16 protein-coding genes are annotated in these 23638 nt (G+C 59.9%); 5 read left to right on the forward strand and 11 right to left on the reverse strand.

Annotated elements, in window-relative coordinates; translation table 11 throughout:
* The first annotated feature begins 210 nt into the window (after nucleotides 1-210).
* Complete coding sequence (locus B3B04_RS13350) at nucleotides 211-3081, forward strand: TonB-dependent receptor domain-containing protein (protein ID WP_292043580.1); 2871 nt, start codon at nucleotides 211-213, stop codon at nucleotides 3079-3081.
* A 60-nt stretch (nucleotides 3082-3141) separates the two neighbouring features.
* Here the strand turns inward: B3B04_RS13350 and B3B04_RS13355 are convergent, their stop codons facing one another.
* Nucleotides 3142-3624 (reverse strand): hypothetical protein, encoded by a 483-nt coding sequence (locus B3B04_RS13355; RefSeq protein ID WP_292043582.1) that lies wholly within the window; start codon nucleotides 3622-3624, stop codon nucleotides 3142-3144.
* A gap of 166 nt (nucleotides 3625-3790) precedes the next feature.
* Here B3B04_RS13355 and B3B04_RS13360 point away from each other — a divergent pair, with 166 nt between their 5' ends.
* Both B3B04_RS13360 and B3B04_RS13365 read left to right on the forward strand, forming a co-directional pair.
* Nucleotides 3791-6796 carry a TonB-dependent receptor plug domain-containing protein gene (locus tag B3B04_RS13360; protein ID WP_292043584.1) on the forward strand — a complete coding sequence of 1002 codons (3006 nt, stop codon included), beginning with the start codon at nucleotides 3791-3793 and terminating at the stop codon, nucleotides 6794-6796.
* A 473-nt stretch (nucleotides 6797-7269) separates the two neighbouring features.
* The gene (locus B3B04_RS13365; RefSeq protein WP_292043585.1) at nucleotides 7270-10308 is read left to right on the forward strand and encodes a TonB-dependent receptor; all 3039 of its coding nucleotides are present in this window, start codon (nucleotides 7270-7272) and stop codon (nucleotides 10306-10308) included.
* A 65-nt stretch (nucleotides 10309-10373) separates the two neighbouring features.
* Here B3B04_RS13365 and metH read toward each other — a convergent pair whose 3' ends face one another.
* The 8 genes from metH to B3B04_RS13405 all read right to left on the reverse strand — a co-directional run bounded on the left by metH (nucleotide 10374) and on the right by B3B04_RS13405 (nucleotide 20153).
* Nucleotides 10374-13031 carry a methionine synthase gene (gene metH, locus B3B04_RS13370; RefSeq protein ID WP_292043587.1) on the reverse strand — a complete coding sequence of 886 codons (2658 nt, stop codon included), beginning with the start codon at nucleotides 13029-13031 and terminating at the stop codon, nucleotides 10374-10376.
* Nucleotides 13031-13399 carry a DUF6508 domain-containing protein gene (locus B3B04_RS13375; RefSeq protein WP_292043588.1) on the reverse strand — a complete coding sequence of 123 codons (369 nt, stop codon included), beginning with the start codon at nucleotides 13397-13399 and terminating at the stop codon, nucleotides 13031-13033. Before B3B04_RS13375 ends, metH begins: the two co-directional genes overlap by 1 nt.
* A complete protein-coding gene (locus tag B3B04_RS13380) occupies nucleotides 13399-14469 on the reverse strand; it encodes a homocysteine S-methyltransferase family protein (RefSeq protein ID WP_292043589.1) in 1071 nt (356 codons plus the stop codon). Before B3B04_RS13380 ends, B3B04_RS13375 begins: the two co-directional genes overlap by 1 nt.
* Before the next feature lie 3 nt (nucleotides 14470-14472).
* On the reverse strand, nucleotides 14473-15417 hold the full coding sequence (gene metF, locus B3B04_RS13385) for a methylenetetrahydrofolate reductase [NAD(P)H] (RefSeq protein ID WP_292043591.1): 945 nt from the start codon (nucleotides 15415-15417) through the stop codon (nucleotides 14473-14475).
* Between the two features lies 1 nt (nucleotide 15418).
* The gene (locus tag B3B04_RS13390) at nucleotides 15419-16381 is read right to left on the reverse strand and encodes an ArsR/SmtB family transcription factor (RefSeq protein ID WP_292043593.1); all 963 of its coding nucleotides are present in this window, start codon (nucleotides 16379-16381) and stop codon (nucleotides 15419-15421) included.
* Between the two features lie 136 nt (nucleotides 16382-16517).
* Nucleotides 16518-17444 carry a 2-hydroxyacid dehydrogenase gene (locus tag B3B04_RS13395; protein ID WP_292043594.1) on the reverse strand — a complete coding sequence of 309 codons (927 nt, stop codon included), beginning with the start codon at nucleotides 17442-17444 and terminating at the stop codon, nucleotides 16518-16520.
* A gap of 111 nt (nucleotides 17445-17555) precedes the next feature.
* Nucleotides 17556-19223, reverse strand: a complete 1668-nt coding sequence (gene ettA, locus B3B04_RS13400) for an energy-dependent translational throttle protein EttA (protein ID WP_292043596.1) — start codon at nucleotides 19221-19223, stop codon at nucleotides 17556-17558.
* A 177-nt stretch (nucleotides 19224-19400) separates the two neighbouring features.
* Nucleotides 19401-20153 (reverse strand): SDR family oxidoreductase, encoded by a 753-nt coding sequence (locus B3B04_RS13405; protein WP_292043597.1) that lies wholly within the window; start codon nucleotides 20151-20153, stop codon nucleotides 19401-19403.
* 109 nt (nucleotides 20154-20262) lie between these two features.
* Here B3B04_RS13405 and B3B04_RS13410 point away from each other — a divergent pair, with 109 nt between their 5' ends.
* Nucleotides 20263-20895, forward strand: coding sequence for a TetR/AcrR family transcriptional regulator (locus B3B04_RS13410; protein ID WP_292043599.1), 633 nt, complete (start codon nucleotides 20263-20265; stop codon nucleotides 20893-20895).
* Nucleotides 20896-20904: 9 nt separating this feature from the next.
* Here the strand turns inward: B3B04_RS13410 and B3B04_RS13415 are convergent, their stop codons facing one another.
* Nucleotides 20905-21516 carry a TIGR02466 family protein gene (locus B3B04_RS13415; protein ID WP_292043601.1) on the reverse strand — a complete coding sequence of 204 codons (612 nt, stop codon included), beginning with the start codon at nucleotides 21514-21516 and terminating at the stop codon, nucleotides 20905-20907.
* 142 nt (nucleotides 21517-21658) lie between these two features.
* Here B3B04_RS13415 and B3B04_RS13420 point away from each other — a divergent pair, with 142 nt between their 5' ends.
* The gene (locus B3B04_RS13420) at nucleotides 21659-21886 is read left to right on the forward strand and encodes a hypothetical protein (protein ID WP_292043602.1); all 228 of its coding nucleotides are present in this window, start codon (nucleotides 21659-21661) and stop codon (nucleotides 21884-21886) included.
* A gap of 58 nt (nucleotides 21887-21944) precedes the next feature.
* On the opposite strand, the gene B3B04_RS13425 is transcribed toward B3B04_RS13420, so the two are convergent.
* Nucleotides 21945-23636 (reverse strand): alpha/beta hydrolase, encoded by a 1692-nt coding sequence (locus tag B3B04_RS13425; protein ID WP_292043603.1) that lies wholly within the window; start codon nucleotides 23634-23636, stop codon nucleotides 21945-21947.
* Between the last annotated feature and the right edge of the window lie 2 nt (nucleotides 23637-23638).

The following is a 23638-nucleotide window of genomic DNA, read 5'->3' on the forward strand; positions in this document are numbered from 1 at the left end:
TACATCGTTGTCTCAATCATGACCGAATAGTGTTGATATCCTAGACTCTTTTCCCAGGTTGGTGAATGCAGGGAAAGTTACTGTCCTTCTCGGATAGGTAGCTCTCATTCATCGACACTTAGTCGACCCTTACGGGGAGTAGGGAACTTGACTCATCACAACCTCCGTCGTCGCCTTCTGGCGACGACTGTCTTTGGCGCAGCGGTGGCAATGGCCGCACCGGTTGCGGTTCAGGCGCAGGAAGCGGACCAGCCGACGACGGTGTCCGACATCGTGGTAACGGGCTCACGTATCGCGCGTCGCGATGCGGTGGCCGAAAGCCCGATTCTGACTGTCCAGCAGGAAGACATCACCCACTCGGGGGCCACCACCGTTGAGCACTACCTCAACACACTGCCGCAAGTTACGGCAGGCCTCTCTTCACAATCGAACAACCCGTCGTCTAACGGTCGTGCTTTTATTGACCTTCGTGGGCTGGGCTCGGGTCGTAACCTGGTCCTGATTGACGGTCGTCGCCCCATGGGCTCCACAGGAGCCGGCACAGTCGATACCAACACCATCCCAGCAGCTCTTATTGACCGTGTTGAGATCATTTCCGGCGGTGCAGCCTCGACCTATGGCGCTGACGCGGTTTCGGGTGTCGTCAACTTTATTCTTAAAGATCGGTTCGACGGTATTCAGCTCGACTCTCAGTATCGTCTGACTGAACAGGGTGACGGCGAGGAATGGTCGACCGACATCACCTTCGGCGGCAATTTCGCCGATGGCAAAGGCAACGCGGTATTCAACGCTGGATATTTCAGCCGTGAAGCTATGTACAAGGATGCTCGTGACTTCGCCGGTCAGGCTTCAAGCACGACCTCCATCTTCCCGGGCGGCAGCGCGGGTATGATTGGCGACAACGTGCCGGATCAGGCAGCTGTTGATGCGATTTTCGGCGGCGCGGGGCGTTGTGACGCGAGCGGCGGCTGGGCTGGCTTCGGCTTTAACCCGGACGGTAGCCTCTTCTGTACCGGCCTGTCGACCAGTTCGGTCTACAACATGTATGGCTATACCGGCCCGGAATCGGCTATCGCCACCGCCTTTGCTCCGAACATTTTCTCGTACAACTTCGAGCCCGACAACATACTTGTCTTGCCGATGGAGCGCTGGAACCTGTTCACGCGCGTCAACTATGACCTGAACGAACAGTTCAAGCCATACGTGCAAGCGATGTACACCAACTACAATGCTCTGCAGGAACTGGCTCCGACCCCAGCAGGCGGAAACACTGGTTGGAACGTCAGCGCCACCAACCCATTCATTAGCCCGTCCCTCGCTGCCGTACTTGCAGCTCGCCCGGACCCGTTGGCACCGTTCGCTTTCTCCAAGCGCTTTAACGATCTTGGTGGGCGTACCGGCTATAATACCCACGATGTGTGGCAGGTGACCCTGGGTACCAAGGGTGCATTGGCACGCACCGAAACCTGGCAGTACGACGTTTATGCGTCTTACGGGCGTTCGGTTCTGAACGAGATTCAAGGCGGTAACGTTCGTCGCGATCGCGTCCAGCAACTGCTTGACGCGCCGACCGTCAGTGCGATGAGCACTCTCTCCGGCGGAGCCTGCCCGAACGGTCTTAACCTTTTCGGCCAAGGTGCTCTGGACCCGACCTGTGCGGCTTGGGTCAGCTTGGAAGCCAAGAACCTTACGGTTATTGAGCAATCGATGGTCGAGGCAACTGTAAATGGTGATCTCTTCGAGATGCCAGCAGGTCCGCTTCAAGGTGCCTTCGGTATCAGCTACCGCGAGATTGACTTTGATTTCCGTCCGGATAGCGGCCTGCAGCCGGGCTTGGTTGCTGGCTTTAACCAGCAACTCCCGATCGCTGGGGCTTTGAACTGGACCGACCTGTTCGCAGAACTGCTAGTGCCTATCGTTAAGGATGTAGCTTTCGCGAAGGACATGTCGCTGTCCTTGGGCTGGCGCGTGTCTGATAACTCCAACACTGGGGCGTCCGAGTCCTGGAAGGCCAACCTGGAGTGGCAGGTCAACGATTGGTTCCGTCTACGTGGCGGCATGCAGACCGCTATCCGCGCGCCTTCGATCGGTGACCTCTTCTCGCCGCAGACCAATAACTTCCCTTCGTTCAACCTGTCGGACCCGTGTGACGTTCGTCTCCCCGCATCGGACTATAGCCGTTCGGGCCCGAACGCGGCTCAAGTCGCTGCACTGTGCGCTACTCAGTCTTCGGTCGCGGGCCGTGAGACCTTCACGTGGAGCGGTCAGGCCAACTCGATCGGCGGTGGTAATCCGGATCTTTCGCCGGAAACGTCGGAGTCGTGGACTGCCGGTTTCGTAGCACATTCGCCCTTCAACACGGGCGGCTGGGCAGACACGCTTTATCTGTCGGTGGACTACTGGTCTATCGCGCTGGAAGATGTCATCGCCGCTCCGGGCGCGGCTACGGTTGTTCAGCGTTGCTTTAACCGCGATAATGCCAATCCGACTTTCGATGCTAACAATGAATGGTGTCAGCTTTTCAATCGTAACCAGGCTACTGGTGGGGTGGAAGAACTGAAGCTGTTTGCTCGTAACCAGGCAGCCACCGAAACCTCGGGTGTCGACGTGACGTTCAACGTCCGTTTGGACACCGAAGCTGCAGGTTCTTTTGGCCTGAACGTCCTGTCCACTTGGGTAGAGAAGTACACCAGCCAACTGTCCTCAGTTGATCCGGTTTATGACTTTGTAGGCACGATCGGTTCTGGCACCGGTTCGGCAGTGCCTGAATGGCGCCATACGATCCAAACCAGCTGGACGCTGGATCCCGTGTCTCTAACGGCAACGGCTCGTTACATCGACGATATGGTGCATTCGAACACTGTAACCGGTGGTTCGGGTACCGGCGTTGACAACGTTTGGTATTTCGATTTGCGCGGAACTTGGAATGTTAATGATACCGTTTCCCTACGCGCTGGTGTCAATAACGTGTTCGACGAACAGCCTCAGCTGTATACCCCGAACGTCCAGTCCAATACCGACCCGTCAACCTATGATGTCTTAGGTCGTCGCTATTTCGTGGGTCTGACCGCTCGCTTCTAATCGAAGAGAACGATCATCATAGGAAAGGGCGGGAGAGAGATCTCCCGCCCTTTTCAATTTCTAGTTTATCCGTCGAACTCGAATTTCAGGGCTGTTGCCAATCTTGATAAAGTAGCTGCCTAAAGAGCCTCTCCTTACCACTGCGCTGGTGTCAGGGCTTGGCGTCATCCGCGTGGGATTTTGGTCCGTCTGCTCCCAAACTGATCCGTCGTTGAGAGTGTAGACGCGCTTGCCGCCGCTATTCACCGTTGATGAGGCGATGGACGATTCAAGGCGGTCTAGGGAGGCGACATCATCATTGGTGGTTGTCGGCGTTCTCCTTCCGAACCCCAAACGAGGGACCTGTCTTTGATGTTCTGAAGTAGAAATAATGACTACCCCGCTATGGTGAAGTTCAATCAAAAGAGAAGCTTCGCGATGATAACAGCTAAGCTTATCGCGGTCTTCGTGGATGCTTTCGCATCGTTGTAATCCGTCAAGTGGAGACGGTATCGCTTGCATGGATGCGGTGGCGATTGAAGCGAGCAAGTAACTGAAAACCATGATTTTTCACCATAAGCCCTAAGGCAGCAGGAGTGTGTCGAAAAGGTGACGTCAGATTACAAAGTTATCTTTATTATCATATGTGGCATGACAGCGGTCACTAACCAAGCAAGCATCCCTCATGGCGCGACATTGTCGGTCGGCGCACTTATGGAGGGATATCGTTTTGGCTAAGAAACATATTCGTGGCTGGTTACTTGCCAGCAGCGTACTGGCCGGAATGACTGCAGTCGCGGTATCGGCACCGGCCACGGCTCAAGAGGCCGAGCAAGCCTCGCAGGTTGCCGATATTGTCGTGACGGGTTCGCGCATCCGACAGCGCAATCTGGTCACCACCAGTCCGGTGACCCAGGTGTCGGCCGAAGATATCGACGTGCAGGGCGTGACCCGCGTTGAAGACCTCGTCACCCAACTGCCGCAAGCCTTCGCATCGCAAAACTCGACAGTATCCAACGGTGCCTCGGGTACGGCGACAGTGTCGCTGCGCAATCTGGGTGCTGACCGCACCCTGGTTCTGATCGACGGCAAGCGCATGGGCTATGGCTCGGCTTCGGATGCCGCCGCCGACCTGAACCAGATCCCGGGTCAGATGGTGGAACGCGTGGAAGTCCTCACGGGCGGTGCATCGGCCGTCTACGGCTCTGATGCTGTGGCCGGCGTGGTGAACTTCATCATGCGCAAGAATTTCGAAGGCATCGAAATCGACGCCAGCTACGGCTTCTATCAGCACAACAATGATTACGACGGCGTCGGCAATCTGCGTCAGGTTATCGAAGATCGCGGTCAGACTTCGGACCAGTTCCGCCTGCCAGACGACGACATCATGGTTGGCTTCAGCCGTGAAGTGAACATGATCATGGGCGTGAACGCGCCGGATGATCGTGGCAACATCACCCTGTATGCAGGCTATCGCAAGAACAACAAAGTTCTACAGCGCGATTATGACTACTCGGCCTGTGCCATCGGCGATCCGAGCGCCGCGGCACCGAACGACTTTACCTGCGCGGGTTCCGGCACGACCTATCCGGGCTATTTCACGGACTTTGAGTCAGACGGCTACGCATATACCCTCGACGCGAACAACAATTTTGTCGACTACGTTGGGGCGCGTGACGCCTACAACTATGGCCCGATTAACTACTTCCAGCGTCCGGACGAGCGCTACACCCTTGGCACTTTCGGCCACTATCAGGTGAACGACAAGCTGGAACTCTACACCCAGCTCATGTTCTCCGATTACCGTACGGTCGCGCAGATTGCGCCGTCGGGTAACTTCTTCGGTGAGTTCGCAAACGGCTTCCGTACCACCGACGGTAAGTCGTCCATGAGTTGCGCCACGCCGCTCCTGTCGGCGCAACAACTGGGGGCCATCCAGGCTGCCGGCTATTGCGCGGCTCCGACGGATCGATTCAGCATTTTCATCGGCCGACGTAACGTGGAGGGCGGTGGTCGTCAGTCCGACCTCAGCTTCCAAAGCTTCCGTGGCGTGATTGGCGCACGTGGGGAGCTGGACGAAGGTTGGTCGTATGACTTCTCCGCTCAATATCAGCGCGTGAAAGAAGCACAGATCTACCGCAACGAGTTCTCGAACACGCGTCTGGCGCGTGCTCTGGATGTCGTCCGTGACGGCAGCGGTAACCTTGTGTGCTCGGCGACGCTGGCGGGCCTTGATGCCGACTGCGTGCCGTACAACATCTTCCAGCGCGATGGCGTGACGCAGGAAGCGCTGAACTATCTGCAGGTTCCGCTGCTCTCCAATGCCTGGACGCAGCAGCAGATCGTGAACCTGTCATTCGCCGTGGATCTGGGCGTATATGGCGTTAAGTCGCCGTGGGCAAATAATCCGGTTCAAGTCGCATTTGGTTCGGAGTTCCGTCGTGACTCGCTGGACCTGACTCCGGACATCAGCTTCACCTCGGGTGATGGTGCAGGCCAAGGTGGACCGTTCCTCGGTCTGTCGGGCTCTAACGAAGTCATCGACGTTTATGGGGAAGCCCAGATTCCGCTGGTAGAAGGTCGCGCCTTCGCCGAGCAGATTGCGCTGGATCTGGCCTATCGTCACTCCGAGTACAAACTTGGTGGCGGTACCGATGCATGGAAGATTGGTGGCGACTGGGCCCCGACCCGGGACATCCGCTTCCGCGCCTCGGCCCAACGCGCCGTTCGCGCGCCGAACGTCATTGAACTGTTCACCGCTCAAGGCGTGGGCCTGTTCAATATGACCACGGGTGATCCCTGCTATCGCGGTAATGCGACCTACGCTGGCGACGCGGCATGTATCGGTACTAACCCGTGGCAGGTCACCCCTGAACAGTCGAACAATGCGTCTCTGAACAGCCCGGCGACGCAATACAATGTGTTCGGCGGCGGTAATCCGAATCTGGCTCCGGAAACCTCGGACACCTACACCTTTGGTCTGGTGTTCACGCCATCAGCGGTTCCGGGTCTGAATATTTCGGTCGACTATTTCGATATTTCGATCGAAGACCTGATTTCCTCGGTTGGTTCGCTGAACACCCTGCAGGCCTGCTATGACAACGGCTTGGCCAGTGCCTGTGAGCGCATCCAGCGTAACTCGAACGGCCAGTTGTGGGTCGGGTCGGGTCAGGTTGTGAACCTGGCAACCAACATCGGTGGTCTGGAGACCTCGGGCATCGATATCAGTGCCAACTATCGCTATGACCTGGGCGATCGCGGCAGCCTCGGCTTCGCAATGACCGGTACGTGGCTGAACGAGCTGGTCACCGATACCGGCCTTGGCTTCTCGAACTCGGTGTACGACTGCTCGGGCTTCTTCGGTAGCCAGTGTGGTACGCCGAACCCCGAGTGGCGCCACCGCTTCCGTGTCGATTACTCGCCGAACGATGTCTTCACCATCAACGGCACGTGGCGTCACATCAGCGAAGTCGAGCAAGCCATTCTGGCTGCTGATGGTTCGCTGAACAACGCATCGGGCATTGATCGCATCTGGGATGCTCAAAACTACTTCGACATCTCGGCCACGTGGCGCATGCGTGACAATGTGACCCTGCGTGCAGGTGTGAACAATGTGCTGGATCGCGATCCGCCGATCTCGCCTGCTGCCAGCACGGACGGTAACGGGAACACCTTCCCGCAGACCTATGACTCCATGGGCCGTTACGTGTTCTTTGGCGTGACTGCGAACTTCTAAGCATGTGCTGAAGTTAGATTGTGTCGAGAATGGCGGTCCCTCGCGGGCCGCCATTTTCGTTGGGAGCCGTGTGCCAGTGCCCGCATTAGGGCTAGAGACGGCCTACACGGGATTTGTATCCCAATGTTCTATTTGGAATGGAGGATCGCAAGCTGCATTATCCATGAAAAATTTTATTGACTTAACGCCGGTAATAGACCTCAACGGCGCAAGACTCTTGCTCGTCAGCTTTTAGGGCAATGCTCAGACAACTGATTTACATGACAAAATTTCGTCGTGATCAGAAAACCTAAAAACTAGATTGCTTTTTGTTAATGTGACGAAAAAGCGACTAAAATGTGCGCGGTGATATCGTGCGGGCGTTCCCGGTGGCAAGGCGCGACATTCTGTCCTCAATATAGGTGCGCTGCAGCATAGGGGCTGAGGCGAATCTTGGGCCGTAAGGGCCTTTTGGAGGGATATGAATGGCGGGGATGAAAGCATTTAAGCAGAGAATGATGGGCACGACCCTGTTGGGCAGTGCGCTCATGGCGGCGGGGATTGCGGCACCGTTGGTAGCGATTTCGATGCCGACAGTTGCCGTGGCTCAGGCACAGTCTGGCTCGCTTCGTGTGGCCATCACGGGCGAGGGCGGTGCAGTTGTGTCCGGGGCGACGGTAGTCGTGAGCTCACCAGACAGTCTGTTGACCCGCACCGGCGTAACCGGTGCTGATGGTCGTGTCCGTATCTCGGGTCTGGACCCGGCGACCAACTATACGGTCGCTGTCACCGCAGATGGCTATTCGCCATACTCCGCTTCCAGCGTTGCTGTTGTCAGCGGTCGCGACCTGAGCCTGACCTATGCGCTCTCTTCCGTTGGCTCCGACACGACACGCGTGGGCGACATTGTCGTGACCGGCCGTTCACTGGCAGCCATCGATACCACCTCGGCCACCGTGGCGACGACCCTGACGCTCGGCGTCGTGGAGTCCCTGCCGACCGGCCGTAACTATCAGAGCTATCTGCAACTGGTTCCGGGTGTGAAGCCCGGTAGCAACCCCTCGTCCAAGTCGGGTGTGAACTCGTCGGTGACGGGCGTGACCGGTTCATCCTCGGACAACATTTACATCCTCGACGGTGTTAATGTGACCGACCCGGTCACGGGTACGTTCGGCGCCAACTTCAACTCCGAAATCATTCAGGAGCAACAGGTCATTACCGGCGGGGTGCCTGCCGAATATGAAGGTGGCGCGGGTCTGATCTCGTCCGTGATTACCAAGTCGGGTTCGAACGAGTGGCACGGCTCGCTGAACTATTACTTCCAGAATGACGGTCTGGTCCAAGACGACAAGCACGGTGAATCGGCTGGCTTCTCGACCTACGACACCGCCTTTACCCTTGGCGGCCCTATCCTGCGCGACCGCCTGTGGTTCTTTGGTTCGTACCAAAAGAAATACCGTGAAGATGAAGTGACCTTCCCGGGTACAGAAGACGTCCAGCGCGTCGTCACCAACGAAGCCGAATACGGCTTTGCCAAGCTGACCTGGCAGATCACCGATGATGATCGTCTGACTGTCAGCTACTTCAACGACCCGACTGAAATCAGCGGCACCTCGAATGCTTCGACGCGCAACTATCGCGACACGTCGCAGGTTCAGGGCGGTGACAAGTACAAGATCGACTACACCCGCACTTGGGGTGACCTGCTGCTGAATGCCTATTGGTATAAGCATGAGGCCGAACTGACCACGCTGGCCGCAGACCAGTCGGTGCGCAATAACGTCAACTTCCGTCGTGGCGACACCTACACTTACGAACAAGCCAACATCGGTGGCGCAGGCGCAAATACCGAGCGCTTCCGTAACCGTGAAGAGTTCGGCCTGAAGCTGGAATATTATCTGGAAACCGGCTTTGGCACCCACACCATCAAGGCGGGATATTCCCAGTCTGAAACGCAGAGCGTGGTGAACTCGCTGGTACCGGGTGGCGCGACCTATACGTCGCTGGGTTCCCAATACGCAGGCACCACCTTTGACGAGCTTGCCAAGAGCCAGTTCACTTCGGCGGTATTCAGTGATGATGACCGCGCCCGCATCATTGCAGGCATCGACTCTGCTTCGAACAGAGCTGCCCTATACGGCATCGTTGACGCCGACGGTGACGGGGTTCTGACGCCTGAGGAGATCAGCGCGATCACCTTCTCGGATACGGCAGGTAACCCAGGCAGCCAGATCAACGCCTATCGCTCGCTGCGTGTGGCCGATGGTCCGAATGATGTTCGCAGTGAAGGCAAGGCCCTGTATCTGCAAGATACCTGGACCTACGATAACTGGACCGTCAACGCCGGTATCCGCGCGGAAGAATGGACCCATGTGGCGTCGAACGGCGAAGAGCTGTTCACCTTCGACTGGGCCGTCGCACCCCGCCTCAGTGTGGTCTATGACCTTCAGGGCGATGGCCGCAGCAAGGTCTGGGCCTTCATCGGTCGCTACTACGATCCGCCCCGTAATGACATGACCGGCTTTGCCGGCAGCCTGTCGGGTGCCGTGAACGAAGAGCAGATCAATATCGGCGGCAACTGGGTGACCTTCCGCACCCGCGGTGGCGCACAGGTTCTGGACTCGATCTTCGCGCCCAGCACCGAGACCCCGTACACCGATGAATATGTGCTGGGTTACTCGCGCACGTTCGGCCGCGATATCGGCCTGACGGTGACGGCGACCAAGCGCGCCACGCGCGACATCATGGAAGACTACGATCTGGCCGTTTACTCCGATCCAAACGGCAGCGGTGCAGCGGGTAACGCAACGCCGGATTCGAAGTTCTACATTCCGTATGAGTACTTTGGCCTAAGCGCTGATCAAATTTCGGCGGTCCAAGCGGGCCAAATCAACTACGTTCTAGGTACTCTGCGTGGTGGCAAGCGCGACTATTGGGGTTATGAAATCACCCTGCAGAAGTTCAAGACCGACAACTGGCAGGCCTCGGCGTCGTACACCTATAACGACGCGCAAGGTAACACCTCGTCGGACTCGAACGCTGGCGTTCAAGGTGACTTCATCTACCTTGACCCGCGCGCGCCGAACACCTGGGGTAACACCCCTGGCAACATCAAGCACCTGTTCAAGGCCTACGGCTCATACGAGTTCGATTTCGGTCTGGAACTGGCCGGTGTGTTCAACTGGAACAGCGGCATCGTCTACACGCCGATCGATTATCTGTACGGCTATGTCGCAGGTCCGCGCGGCCCGGCTTCGACGGTTGACGGTGTGACCAGCACCTGGCTGCTGCCAGGGTACACCGGCAAGGGCAAAGGTCCGTCGTACTATACCTTCGATGTACGCGCGTCGTATGACCTGGACCTCTCCTTCGGGAAGGTTGAACTGTTCCTGGACGTCTTCAACGTCCTGAACAAGCAGTCGGCAACCTCGGTGTTCACCAACCGCGCTGGCAGCGCCGACTATGACTTCGGCGAAGCCAACAACTGGGTGGCTCCGCGTCGTGCATACCTCGGCGTACGCTACTCCTTCTAAGGCAAACAAAAGCCCTGCCGGAGTAATCCGGCAGGGCGATTTGTTTTAGAGAAAAGGCTGCCTGATCAGGCGGCCTTTTCTTTTATGGCGGCCGGATCGTAGTTGAGGATGGGGGCCAGCCATTTTTCGCAGGTGGCGACATCCCAGCCCTTGCGGGCAGCGTAGTCCTCGACCTGATCGCGGTCGATCTTGCCGACCCCGAAATAGTGGCTCTCGGCATGGCCGAAATAGAGGCCGCTGACCGAGGCGGGCGGGTTCATTGCATAGGATTCGGTCAGTTCCATACCGGCGGCATTTCCGGCATCCAGCAGGCGGAAGAGCGTAGCCTTTTCCGTGTGGTCCGGCTGGCACGGATAGCCGGGGGCAGGGCGGATACCCTTGTATTTCTCTTCGATCAGGTCCTGAACCGTCAGGTCCTCATCGGCGGCATAGCCCCACAGCTTGGTGCGGACTTCCTTGTGAAGACGCTCGGCAAAGGCTTCGGCCAGACGGTCTGCAAGGGCCGTGGCCATGATGGCGGAATAGTCGTCGCCCGCCGCTTTGAACTCTGCGGCCTTGGCCAGTTCGCCGTGGCCTGCGGTAACCGCAAACGCGCCGATGTAGTCGGCACCGTCCTCGGCCACGAAGTCGGACAGGCACAGGTTCGGCTTGCCATTGGTCTTGGCGATCTGCTGGCGCAGGCCGTGGAAAGTGGCGATCTGCTCGCTGCGGCCCTCGTCGGCCCAGACGACAATGTCGTCACCCTTGGCATTGGCGGGCCAGAAGCCGACCACGCCCTTGGCCGTGTACCATTTCTCGTTGACGATGCGGTCCAGCATGGCGCGGGCGTCTTTGTAGAGGTCACGCGCGGCCTCGCCGACGATCTCGTCTTCGAGAATGTGCGGGAAGCGGCCGATCAGCTCCCAGCTGGCGAAGAAGGGCGTCCAGTCGATGTGGTCGGCCAGATCCTTCAGGTCCCACTCATAGGCGCGGGTGCCGATGAAGGACGGCGAAGGCGGCGGAGCTGGGTTTTCGGCGTTGAAGCGGTTGGCGCGGGCGGCGGGCAAAGCGGCGCGGGCCTTCACTTCCTGGCCTCGGGCATATTGCTCGCGGATGCGGGCATATTCCTCGCGGGTCGCGGCCTCGTTCTTGTCCTTCTCCGTCTCGGACAGCAGGCCCGAGACCACGCCCACGGCACGGCTGGCATCGATGACATAGGTGGTCGATCCGGCCTTATAGGCAGGCTCGATCTTCACCGCCGTATGGGTGCGGCTGGTGGTAGCCCCGCCAATCAGCAGCGGAATGTTCAGCCCACGACGCTCCATTTCCGTGGCCACAAAGACCATCTCGTCCAGCGACGGCGTGATCAGGCCCGACAGGCCGATGATGTCGCAGTTATGGGCGATGGCCTCGTCAATGATCCTGTCGGCGGGTACCATGACGCCGAGGTCCACGACCTCGTAGTTGTTGCACTGGAGAACGACGCCGACGATGTTCTTGCCGATGTCGTGCACGTCGCCTTTGACGGTGGCCATTAGGATGCGGCCCGCCTGTTGGCGCGGCTGGCCTGCCTTCTCGGCTTCCATAAAGGGTTCAAGATAGGCCACGGCCTGTTTCATCACACGGGCCGATTTCACCACCTGCGGCAGGAACATCTTGCCCGCACCGAACAGGTCGCCGACGACGTTCATGCCGTCCATCAGCGGGCCTTCGATGACGTGAAGCGGGCGCTCGGACTGGGCACGCGCCTCTTCGGTGTCGGCCTCGATATATTCGGTGATGCCATTGACCAGGGCGTGCTCGATGCGCTTGCCGACGGGCAGTTCTCGCCATTTCAGGTCAACGACCTTGGCGGCACCCTTTTCGCCCTTATAGCGTGGGGCCATGTCCACCAGACGCTCGGTGTTCGACACATTCGTACGCTGCGGACGGTTGAGGATTACGTCCTCGACGGCTTCGCGTAGTTCGGGATCGATGTCGTCATAAACGGGCAGGTCGCCCGCATTGACGATGCCCATGTCCATGCCCGCATTGATGGCGTGGTAGAGGAAGACCGAGTGGATGGCGCGGCGCACAGGCTCGTTGCCGCGGAAGCTGAATGACACGTTCGATACACCGCCCGAGACCTTGGCATGAGGCACGGTGGCCTTGATGACCTTGGTCGCCTCGATGAAGTCCACGGCATAGTTGTCGTGTTCCTCGATCCCCGTCGCCACGGCGAAGATGTTGGGGTCGAAGATGATGTCTTCGGGCGGGAAGCCGACCTCGTTCACCAGGATGTTGTAGGCGCGGGTGCAGATCTCGATCTTGCGCGCGGCGGTATCGGCCTGACCCTGCTCGTCAAAGGCCATGACGACGACGGCGGCACCGTAACGCAGGCACTGGATGGCGTGGTGGCGGAAGGCCTCTTCGCCTTCCTTCATGCTGATCGAGTTGACGATCGGCTTGCCCTGAACGCACTTCAGGCCTTCCTCGATCACCTCCCATTTGGAGGAGTCGATCATGATCGGCACGCGGGCGATGTCGGGCTCGGCCGCGATCAAGTTCAGGAAGGTGCGCATGGCCTTGGGGCCATCCAGCAGGCCTTCGTCCATGTTCACGTCAATGATCTGGGCACCGGCCTCGACCTGCTGGCGGGCGACGTCCAGCGCGGCGGTATAATCGCCCTCGACGATCAGCTTGCGGAATTTAGCCGAGCCGGTGACGTTGGTCCGTTCGCCGACGTTGATAAAGACAGGACGCATCAGGCGTTTTCCAATTGAGCAAGGCGGCGGACGATGGCGGCGAGGTAGCCCCTGCGGTGGCAGGCGGCGAAATGCCCTTCGCTGAACTTCTCGGAACGCACGATATAGGTGGCATAGCCGAGCAGGGTGGCCTGATCGGCGGTGGCAATGGTTTCGATCGAAGGGTTCGGTATCCGCTCACCCTTCAGCATACGGTCATAGATGTCGGACGGGCCGCCCAGACCGATAGCGCCCAGCGCCCGTTCCCAGGCGTGGAACACGGGCGCATATTTGGCATAGCTAAAGCCGGTGCCGGTCCGCTCCCACGTGACGAACTGCTCGTCCGTGGTGGCATCCAGTTCGTCAGCCAGTTCCAGCAGGGCAGACATCAGGCGACCAGTTCGAACGGTTCCAGTCCCGACAGGCGCAAGGCCACGGGGCGCTCGGGGATAGCGCGCGGCGCAACGCCCGCCACTTCCTCGGCAATGTGTTTGATGTGGTCCGGTGTGGTGCCACAGCAGCCGCCGACAATGTTGACCAGACCCGACTTGGCCCATTCCTCGATGAAGTGGCCGGTTTCGTGCGGCTCTTCGTCATACTGGCCCATGGCATTGGGCAGGCCCGCGTTCGGATAGGCGGAAACGAGGGTATCGGCCACGCGGCTGAGTTCTGCGATATGCGGGCGCATCAGCTCGGCACCCAGCGCGCAGTTGAAGCCCACGGCGAAAGGCTTGGCGTGACGGATGGAGTTCCAGAAGGCCTCTGCCGTCTGGCCGCTAAGCGTGCGGCCCGAGCGGTCGGTGATGGTGCCGGAAATCCAGATCGGCAGCGGCTCATAGCCCTCGTCCTCAAGGTCTTTAACAGCCTTGATCGCGGCCTTGCAGTTCAGCGTGTCGAAGACGGTTTCGATCAGGAACAGGTCCACTCCGCCGTCATGCAGAGCCTTGGCCTGCTGTTTGTAGGCCTCATAGACTTCGTCGAAGGAAACGGCGCGGAAGCCGGGGTCGTTCACATCGGGGCTGAGTGACAGGGTGCGGTTCGTCGGGCCGATGGCACCGGCCACGAAGCGCGGCTTGTGCGGCTCTTTCTCGGTCCAGCGGTCGGCGACCTCGCGCCCGATACGCGCACCTTCATAGTTCAGATCATAGACCGCATCTTCGAGGCCATAATCGGCCTGGGCGATGGTGGTCGAGGAGAAGGTGTTGGTCTCTGAGATATCCGCGCCAACGCTATAATAGACGTCGTGCAGGCCCGCCACGATGTCGGGGCGGGTCAGGATCAGAAGGTCGTTATTGCCCTTCTGGGGGTGGGAATGGTTGGCGAAACGCTCACCGCGGAAGTCTTCCTCGGTCAGGCTCTCGCGCTGGATCATCACGCCCCAGCTGCCATCCAGAACCAGTACACGTTCCTTGGCGGCCTTGTGCAGGGCCGCGATACGTTCGGAGCGGGTCAAAGCCATAACTCAAGCAGCCTTTTGTTCACGCACGCCCAGAACGCGGCAGATGGCGTAGACCAGATCGGCGCGGTTCAGGGTGTAGAAGTGGAAATCCTCGAAGCCTTCTTCCTGAAGGCGGGCGCAGGTTTCGGCGGCGACGGAGGCGGCGATCAGCTTGCGCGTTTCGGGGTCATTATCCAGACCGTCAAAGTGCGCGGCCAACCAGTCGGGCAGGGCGGCACCACAGGCGGCGGTCATGCGCTGAAGACCGGCAAAGTTCGACACCGGCATAATGCCGGGGATCAGCTTTATCGTGATGCCCGCGCGGCGGACCTGATCGCGGAAACGCAAGAAAGCATCCAGATCAAAAAAGAACTGGGTAATGGCGCGGGTCGCACCTGCGTCCTGCTTGGCCTTCAGCACATTCAGATCATGCTCGATGGACGGGCTTTCGGGGTGTTTCTCGGGGTATGCCCCGACAGTAATGTCAAAGCCGCCGACCGACTGGATCGCGCGGGACAACTCCGTGGCGTTGGCATAGCCGTCGGCACGGGGCTGATAGACGCCTCCGATGCCGCTGGTACCGGGCGGATCACCGCGCAGGGCCACGATATGGTCAACGCCGATGGTCTTATAGCCTTCGATCACCTCGTCCACTTCCTCGCGGCTGGCCTCGACGCAGGTCAGGTGGGCTGCAGGGCGAAGGGTGGTTTCGGTAATGATGCGCTGGACCGTGCGGTGCGTACGCTCGCGCGTCGAGCCGCCCGCGCCATAGGTCACAGACACAAACGCGGGGTTCAGCGGCTCCAGACGGCGGATGGCCTTCCACAGATTGGCCTCGGCCTCGTCCGACTTAGGCGGAAAAAACTCGAACGAGACATTGACCGGATTCTTGCTGTTGCCGGCGCGGGCGACGGGGCCCAGCGGGCTCAGCAGCAGGGCGCGGGCTTCGGCGAGGGAGGAGGGGGCCATATCAGGCGGTCTTTCGGGCTTTGTCGGCCGGACGGATGCCGGTCCAGACGTGAACAGTCAGGCCTTCCTTGTCGGGCGGCAGAATGAAGGGCTGTTGCGGGACAAGACCAGCCTCGGTCAGCCAGCCGTGCACTTCGGCATCATCGAAGCCCAAACGGCGGTGCTGATGCGCCTCGCGCAGGTGTTCGAAATTGTGCGGGGCAAAGTCGACGATCAGCAGACGGCCACCAGCCATCACCACGCGCGCGGCCTCGGCAATGGCAGCGGCGGGGTCGTTCAGATAGTGCAGAACCTGATGCACGATCACCAGATCGGCGCTGCCCACCGGCAAGCGGGTGGAGAAGATGTCGCCGTGGCGCAGTTCCACCTTCTCCAGACCGGCCTTGGTGACATTGGCGCGGGCGATGTTCAGCATGTTCTGGCTGAGATCGAGGCCGACCGACATCTTGGCCTTCTTGCCCAGCAAGGTCAGCATGCGGCCCGAACCGGTGCCGAGATCGACAACACGCTCGAACGGGCCGGGGCCTGCGGCGCGCATAACGGCGGCCTCGACATCGCTTTCGCAGACATAGAGCGAGCGCATCTGGTCCCACTGGGGCGCGACCTGTTCGAAATAACGGGCAGCTTCTTCGGCGCGTTCGGCGCGGACCTCTTCGAGGCGGCGATGGTCGGCTTCGCCTTCGCCATCGTCCAGCATGTCCAATACGGTGTCGATCAAGCGGCGGGCCGTCATGTCGTGCGACAGGCGGTAGAAGACCCGCGCCCCATCGGGAAAGCGCTCGATCAGACCGGCGTCAGCCATCAGTTTCAGATGGCGCGACACACGCGGCTGGCTTTGGTCCAGCACGCGGGACAGTTCCATGACCGAAAGCTCTTCGGCGGCCAGCAAGGAAAGGATACGCAGGCGCGTCGGCTCACCCGCGGCGCGGAGAATCTCGACAGTCTGATCAGCGGACAGGTTCATGCGCCCATATAAAGATATCTTTATATGATTATGCAAGGGAAAAACCGTTTTCCCGCCGCACTAAAGCCGCCCTGCGGCGTGGGAATGCCGCACGGATCGTTCAAAATCGAGCGCTAATAGCGTTAAATGTGAAAAATCAGTCCGAGATCGGTGTTAGCAGAGGCTGTCCGGCAAAATGAGCGGCCAGATTTTGCAGCGTAAGCACCAACATGGCTTGGACGCCGTGCGTGGTCGCGCCGCCCGCGTGGGGTGACAGCACCAGATTCGGCACATTGATCCAGCGTTCAGGCGGCGTCGGTTCGGTGGCGTAGACATCCAGTGCGGCTCCACCGATGGCCCCCCTGTGCAGGGCGGCGATCAGGGCATCTTCATCGACGAGAGACCCGCGCGAGACATTCACCAGAATGCCGTGTGGGCCGATGGCCCTGATGACCTGGTCATCGATCAGGCCGCGATTGGTTTCATCGGCGCGGCAGGCGACCACCAGAATGTCAGTATCCTTGGCCAGTTGAAGCAAGGATTCCGCGTGTGGCCACGGTGCGTCTTTGGCGCGCGGGCCCCACCATGAAACCTCCAGATTAAAGGCCTCGGCGCGTTTTGCTACGGCCGCCCCGATGGCACCCAGTCCGACGATGCCCACCTTTTGGCCTTGCAGCGAGGCAGTGATGTTCCGCTGCTCGAGGCTCCATGTGCCCGACAGCACCTTGAGGTGTCCCGCAACCATTTCACGCCGCGCCGCCAGCACCAGCCCCATGGCCAGATCGGCCACGTCCTCATGGTTCACATTGGGCGAGTGGCTAAGTTTCAGCCCGCGCGCACGGCACCATTCGACGTCCAGCCCGTCATAGCCCGCTGTAAAACAGGCCACGAGTTCCAGATTGGGCAGCTTTTCGATCAGCGGCTTGTCCAGTGGCTCTTCGCCCGCCGTGACGATGGCGCGGATGTCGTTGGCGGCTTCCACGGGCGGGCCTTCCCACAGGCGATAGACGTCAAACTGGGTTTCGAGGAACGGGCTGAGCGGGGCCAGCATCCGTTGCATGATCAGGACGGCAGGGCGTGTCATGCCTCTACACTACCGCTGTTATTCCATCTGGCTATAGCCAATAGAGAACCAAAGAAAAACGGCCCCGCCCGTGGTGGGCGAGGCCGTCTATCATGTCAGCGGAAGATCGGCTTAGCGGCCGAACTTCTGGTGCTGGATACGCTTCGGAATGATGCTGTCCGCACCAAGGCGACGCATCTTGTCCTGTTCGTAGGCTTCGAAGTTACCTTCGAACCATTCCACGTGGCCGTCGCCTTCGAAGGCGAGGATGTGGGTGGCCAGACGGTCAAGGAACCAGCGGTCGTGGCTGATGACCACGGCGCAGCCGGCGAACTCTTCCAGAGCCTCTTCGAGGTTCTGCAGGGTTTCGATGTCAAGGTCGTTGGTCGGTTCGTCGAGCAGGATCAGGTTGCCGCCGGTGGCCAGCGTCTTGGCCAGGTGGACGCGGTTGCGCTCACCACCCGACAGCAGGCCGACCTTCTTCTGTTGGTCGCCGCCCTTGAAGTTGAACGAGCCGACATAGGCGCGGGTGTTGATCTCGCGCTTGCCGACCATCATCACGTCGGTGCCGCCCGAGATAGCCTGCCAGATGGTGTCTTCCGGCTTCAGGTCGTCGCGCGACTGGTCGACATAGGCCAGCTTGACGGTCTCGCCGACACGGATCGTGCCTTCGTCCGGCTGTTCTTGGCCGGTGATCAGCTTGAACAGGGTCGACTTACCGGCACCGTTCGGGCCGATAACGCCAACGATACCGTTCGGCGGCAGCTTGAAGGTCAGATCCTTGAAGAGCTGCTTGTCGCCAAACTTCTTGGACAGGCCGTTGACTTCCAGCACCACGTTGCCGAGGCGCGGGCCCGGCGGGATCTGGATGTGGGCGTAGGTCTGGGCGCCGCGTTGGGCCTCCTGTTCCTCCACCATGCGCTCATAGGCGGCCAGACGGGCTTTCGACTTGGCCTGACGGGCCTTGGCACCCGAACGGACCCATTCCAGTTCGCGGGTAAGGGCGCGCTGGCGAGCTTCGGATTCCGACTGCTCTTGCACAACGCGCTTCTGCTTGGCTTCCAGCCAGGAGGAGTAGTTGCCCTCGTGCGGGTGGCCTTTGCCGCGGTCCAGTTCGAGCGTCCACTTGGTCACTTGGTCAAGGAAGTAACGGTCGTGGGTCACGAGGATGACGCAGCCCGGGAAGTTTTCCAGGTGGTGCTGCAGCCATGCGACGGATTCGGCGTCCAAGTGGTTGGTCGGTTCGTCCATCAGCAGCATGTCGGGCTTCGACAGCAGCAGGCGAGCCAGAGCCACGCGGCGCTTTTCACCACCCGACAGGTTGGTCACAGCCCAATCGTCCGGCGGGCAGCGCAGGGCACCCATGGCCATTTCGATACGGCTGTCGATGTCCCACACGTCGGCGGCGTCGATCTTCTCCTGGAGAGCGGTCATCTCTTCCATGAGTTCATCGGTGTAGTTTTCGCCCAGCTCGGCAGCGATGGCGTTGAAGCGGTTGACCCACTGCTTCTCTTCGCACCACGCTTCGACGTTCTCGCGAACGTTCAGGCTGTCGTCCAGCTTCGGCTCTTGTTCCAGATAGCCGCGCTTGATGCCATCGGCAGCGCGGGCCTCGCCCTGGAACTCGGTGTCCAGGCCAGCCATGATCTTCAGCAGGGTGGACTTACCCGAGCCGTTCACGCCGACCACGCCGATCTTGGCGTCGTTGTAGAAGCTGAGCCAGATGTTCTCGAAGACCTTCTTGCCGCCGGGATAGGCCTTGGTCAGGCCCTGCATCTGGAAAATATATTGTTGCGCCATTCGGTGCGTCGCGCCCTTGATTCAGAGGAATTGGGAGTGTTGCAGGGGGATGTAGCGATTGGGCGGCGAAAGGGCAAATGTGGCGCGACGAATGTCGGACCTATTTGGCGGGTAGCAGAGCTTCCAGCGCTCTCATAAACCCGATCGGTGCCGCACCTTTGGGAAACGGGCGTCACATTAGGCGATGGAACCCCCATCCGCGGTGATGCCAGTGCCGGTGATGAAGGCCGCATCCGGACCGGCGAGAAAAGCTACAGCCTTGGCGATTTCCTCGGGGCGGCCATAGCGTTGCACGGGGATGGTGCTGGTCACCATAGAGGCCAGTTCGCCGTCAGCAGGATTCATGTCAGTATCGGTGGGGCCGGGACGCACCAGATTGACGGTGATCTTGCGGCTGCCCAGGTCGCGAGCAAGGCCGCGTGTGAAGGATTCCAGCGCCGACTTGGTGGCGGCGTAGACGGCGAGGCCCGCAAACGGAACCTGAAGACCGATATTGCTGCCAATGGTGATGATGCGACCACCGTCGGCCAAATGCTTTAAAGCGGCTTGGGTCGTATAGAAGACGCCGCGAACATTCACATCGATCTGGATATCGATGTCTTCGGCCGACATTTCGGCGAAAGGGGCCATCCGCGCCACGCCCGCATTGTTGATAAGGATATCCAGACCACCCAGTTCGGATGCGGTCCGATCTACCGCGAAGCGGACCGCCGAGCGATCCGCCGCATTGGCCCGGATGGCAATGGCCCTGCGGCCCAGCGCGCGCAGTTCTGCGGCCAGGGCCTCGGCGCGCTCTGTTGAATTTTCATAGGTGATGGCGACGTCGGCTCCATCAGCGGCCAGTTGGCGGGCGACAGCAGCGCCAATGCCGCGTGCGCCGCCTGTGACCAGTGCGCGTTTGCCAGCGAGGGGAAGGGAGGTGTTGGTCATGGGAAGTCGCTCCGGTGATTCTTTTTGTGCTGATCGATACAAAATGAATTGGAGTGGCCAAGCTTCCGCAAGGCTTTATTTGATGATCATTATAAAATAATATGAATCCATGTCCGAGACCCTGCCTCAGAAAGCCCGTTCGCAACGTGGACGCCCGCGTGCCTTTGATCGTGATCAGGCGCTGGAAGCGGCCATGCGCGTGTTCTGGGAAAAGGGCTATGTCGCAACGTCCATGACTGATCTGACCACGGCCATGGGGATTGCTTCGCCCAGCCTTTACGCGGCGTTCGGTTCTAAAGAAGACCTGTTCCGCGAGGCGCTGGATCGTTACGACAGTAATTTCCGGAACTTGGCAGGCGAGGCGTTGAACAGCGATGCCCCGGTGCGCGACCAGTTCGAGGGACTGCTGCACCTGTCGGCGCGAGAGAATGATCGCCAGACGCCTGCGGGCTGTATGATGCTGATGGCCTGCGAACAGCGCGCCGAACTATCGCCAGAGTTGGCCGATGACCTGTCGTCGCGCCGTGCGGTCGCTGTGGCGCTGATGGAGCAGCGGCTTCACCGGGCCATGGAAACGGGCGAGGTGCCGGCGGATATCGATGCCCGCGCCATCGCCGAGTTTTACGGCACTCTCCAGCGCGGCTTGTCGATCAGCGCCAAGACCGGTGCCACGCCCGAAGAGTTGCGCAGCGTCATAGCCTCTTCCATGGCGGTGTGGGACACCCTTGTCCGCGCCGCCTGAACACGGGCTTCAGCTATAATTAAAGCTGATGGAGATGCGCTGCTCGCTGGCGCGGTTGGCGGGCACTTCGTGACGCAGCCAGCTTTCCCACATCAGGATGGTGCCCGCCTGGGGGCGTAGGTAGACGAAGGGTTTTTCCGCCTCGGTCGCGGCTTCGGTCACGCCCGGCCGGTTCATCATCATGACCAGTCGCGGGTCTTCCATTTTCAGCGATGACGCGCCGTCCGGAATGTGGATGTAGATGGTGCCAGAGATGATGGAGTGGGGGTGGATGTGACCGGTATGGCCACCGCCCGGCATCAGGATATTGACCCACAGATTGTCCAGCTTGGGTTTGCGCGCGATGTCAAAGTTCAGCGCCTTGGTATAGGCGGCAGCGTGCTTGTCCAGAATGCGTTTCAGCTCGGCAAATTCGGGGAAGCGCTGGGGCAGGTCGTTGATCGAGCCATAGGAGGTATAGCCCGAATAGTGGTTGTCCTCGCACCATTTAATGCCCGCTTCATCTTCCTCGCCCATGACCAGACACAGGTCGAGCAACTCTTCGTGCAGCTCGGCCCAGCCCTTGTCGGCGGCGACGCTGGTTTCATAGATCTGGGTCGGGAAGAGGGTGCGTAGAGACATAAGGTTCTCTTATCGCGCCGATTATGGTCGGCCAAGCGGCGTTTAACTGGAAGATACAACCTAGCCACGTTCATGTGATCTCGCACAGGTTGCGCGCTGTCATCACACTGTTTGATAAGGCGGGGGCTAATAGGAGTGGAACATGAAGCGTAAACTGATCGCAACCAGTGCGGCTCTGCTACTAATTTTCGGCGCAGGAGGCGCAACGGCGGGTAAAGGTGGTCCTCGCGATTTCGGCGAGCGGACATATCACTATGATTTCTCAGGCAGGCTGGTTGCTGAGTCCGGCGTCGACTGCTCCGGACGCTATTATCATTTCCCTTTAATACTCGGCAATTACACCGAAACGGAAACCTACTCCTGCAACTAAAAGGGCGGCATCGGTCGGCGCACTTTCGCGCCGATCGATGCTATAACCTTATCTGGAGTTAGAGGTCATTAGCGGCCATGGCACGCTTCAATCGTTCTTTTTCCTGAGAAGAGCGGTCCGTACCCAGCATGGCGTTCCAACCGGTCATATAGTCCACTCCGGCATAGACGTGGCCCTGACCGCTGGGCGTGGTGGTGGCGGTCAAAAGGTCAAACCCGACTTGCAGGAAGGTGACGATGGGCACCCAGCGCAGCCGCGGGCTGACGCCCGGACCGCGCGGTTGATCCAGCCATTCGGGCCTTTGCCAGATCAGTGACGGCGAGAAGAAGACGATGCCGTCTGTCGCATACTGAAGATACAGAATTCGGGTCGAACCCCATTCACCGGACTGGGGCGGGATGCCGTCCTGGTTCATGAAGCGCACGACTTCGCCGTTCCGGAAGCGTGGCAGCCACGCCGCAGAGCCGGCATCCCGATCACGGGTCAGTTGCCCCCATCCTCGGCTGGTAAAGGGCGGGCCCGACATAAAGACCCCGTCCATCGGCGCATCGACCACGTCGTAGAAATCATAGGACAGGTCGGTGTTCATGGCTCCCAGACTGAGGCCGAACAGATAGAGCTTGGGGCGGGTGTCTTCGGGCAGGCGCGACCAATAGTCATGGAAGGCCAGAAACACGGCGCGCGCGCTCTCGGCCCCGTATTCGGGAACGGCGAGCAAGGACAGCCAACTGGGCAGATAGGAGTACTGCACGCCCACCGTGGCCACATCGCCGTCCAGTAGAACTTCCAGCGGGAAATGCGATGACGGGTCCATCCAGCCCGTGCCCGTGGGGGTGGCTATAACCAAGGCGTCACGTTCAAACGCCCCGACGCGGATGGCTTCGTTCAAAGCCAGACGGGCCCGTTCGGCCGCCGTCTCTGCCGAACCCATGCCGACATAGATGCGCAAGGGTTGAAGGGCCGGACGGTCGGTGATGGCGCTGATGGCGGGGGCGTCAGGACCTTGGCTGACGAATGCGCGCCCCTCGGCCCCCATGGATGACCAGTCGATCAAGGACGCAGGCGAGCCGGTCGCCAAGGGATCGGACGGGCTCAGTCCATCGTCGGGCAAGGTGGCGTCTATGCGGGCATAGGTCTTGTCAAAGGCCGTGAACGCCCCGCCGATGATCACGTCTCCGCCGATGAAGACAAAGGCCGCGATAGTGGCGACCAAGCTGGCCAGCAGGGCGACCTTTTGCGGCAGGTGCTCGGCCAGCCATTTCGAGCTGACCTGAACCGCCGCCCGGAACACGCGCCCTATGCTCAGGAGCACAATGGCCACCGCGCCCGCCACACCGGCGATGGTGAAGGGGCGCACCGTCTCGACCGGCGGCAAGCCCATGGCGGTGTGCACGTCCTGCTGCCAGTGGGCCGCCATCACAAGGCCGGCCACGATGAAGGCGACAGCCGTGCCGATGGCGATCTTGATGGCCATGTTGCGCTTGGTTCGATCAAGACGTGGCAGGCCCAGCCACGTCCAGATGAATTTCACCCCGACGCCAACCCCATAGCCCGCTGCAAAACAGCAGCCTGCCAGCACACCCTGCAACAGACCACTGCGAGGGACCAGACTGGGGGTCAGGGACGTAAAGAAACAGATCGAGCCCAGCACAATGCCGAGGACCGACACGCCGAACGGAGCCAGAAATATTCGCCACCAGCGTCGTGCTCGGAGGCCATTCAGCAATTGGTTCGCGCGTTGGATGATCATGA

Source organism: Brevundimonas sp. UBA5713, from assembly GCF_002419815.1.
Classification (GTDB): Bacteria; Pseudomonadota; Alphaproteobacteria; order Caulobacterales; family Caulobacteraceae; genus Brevundimonas.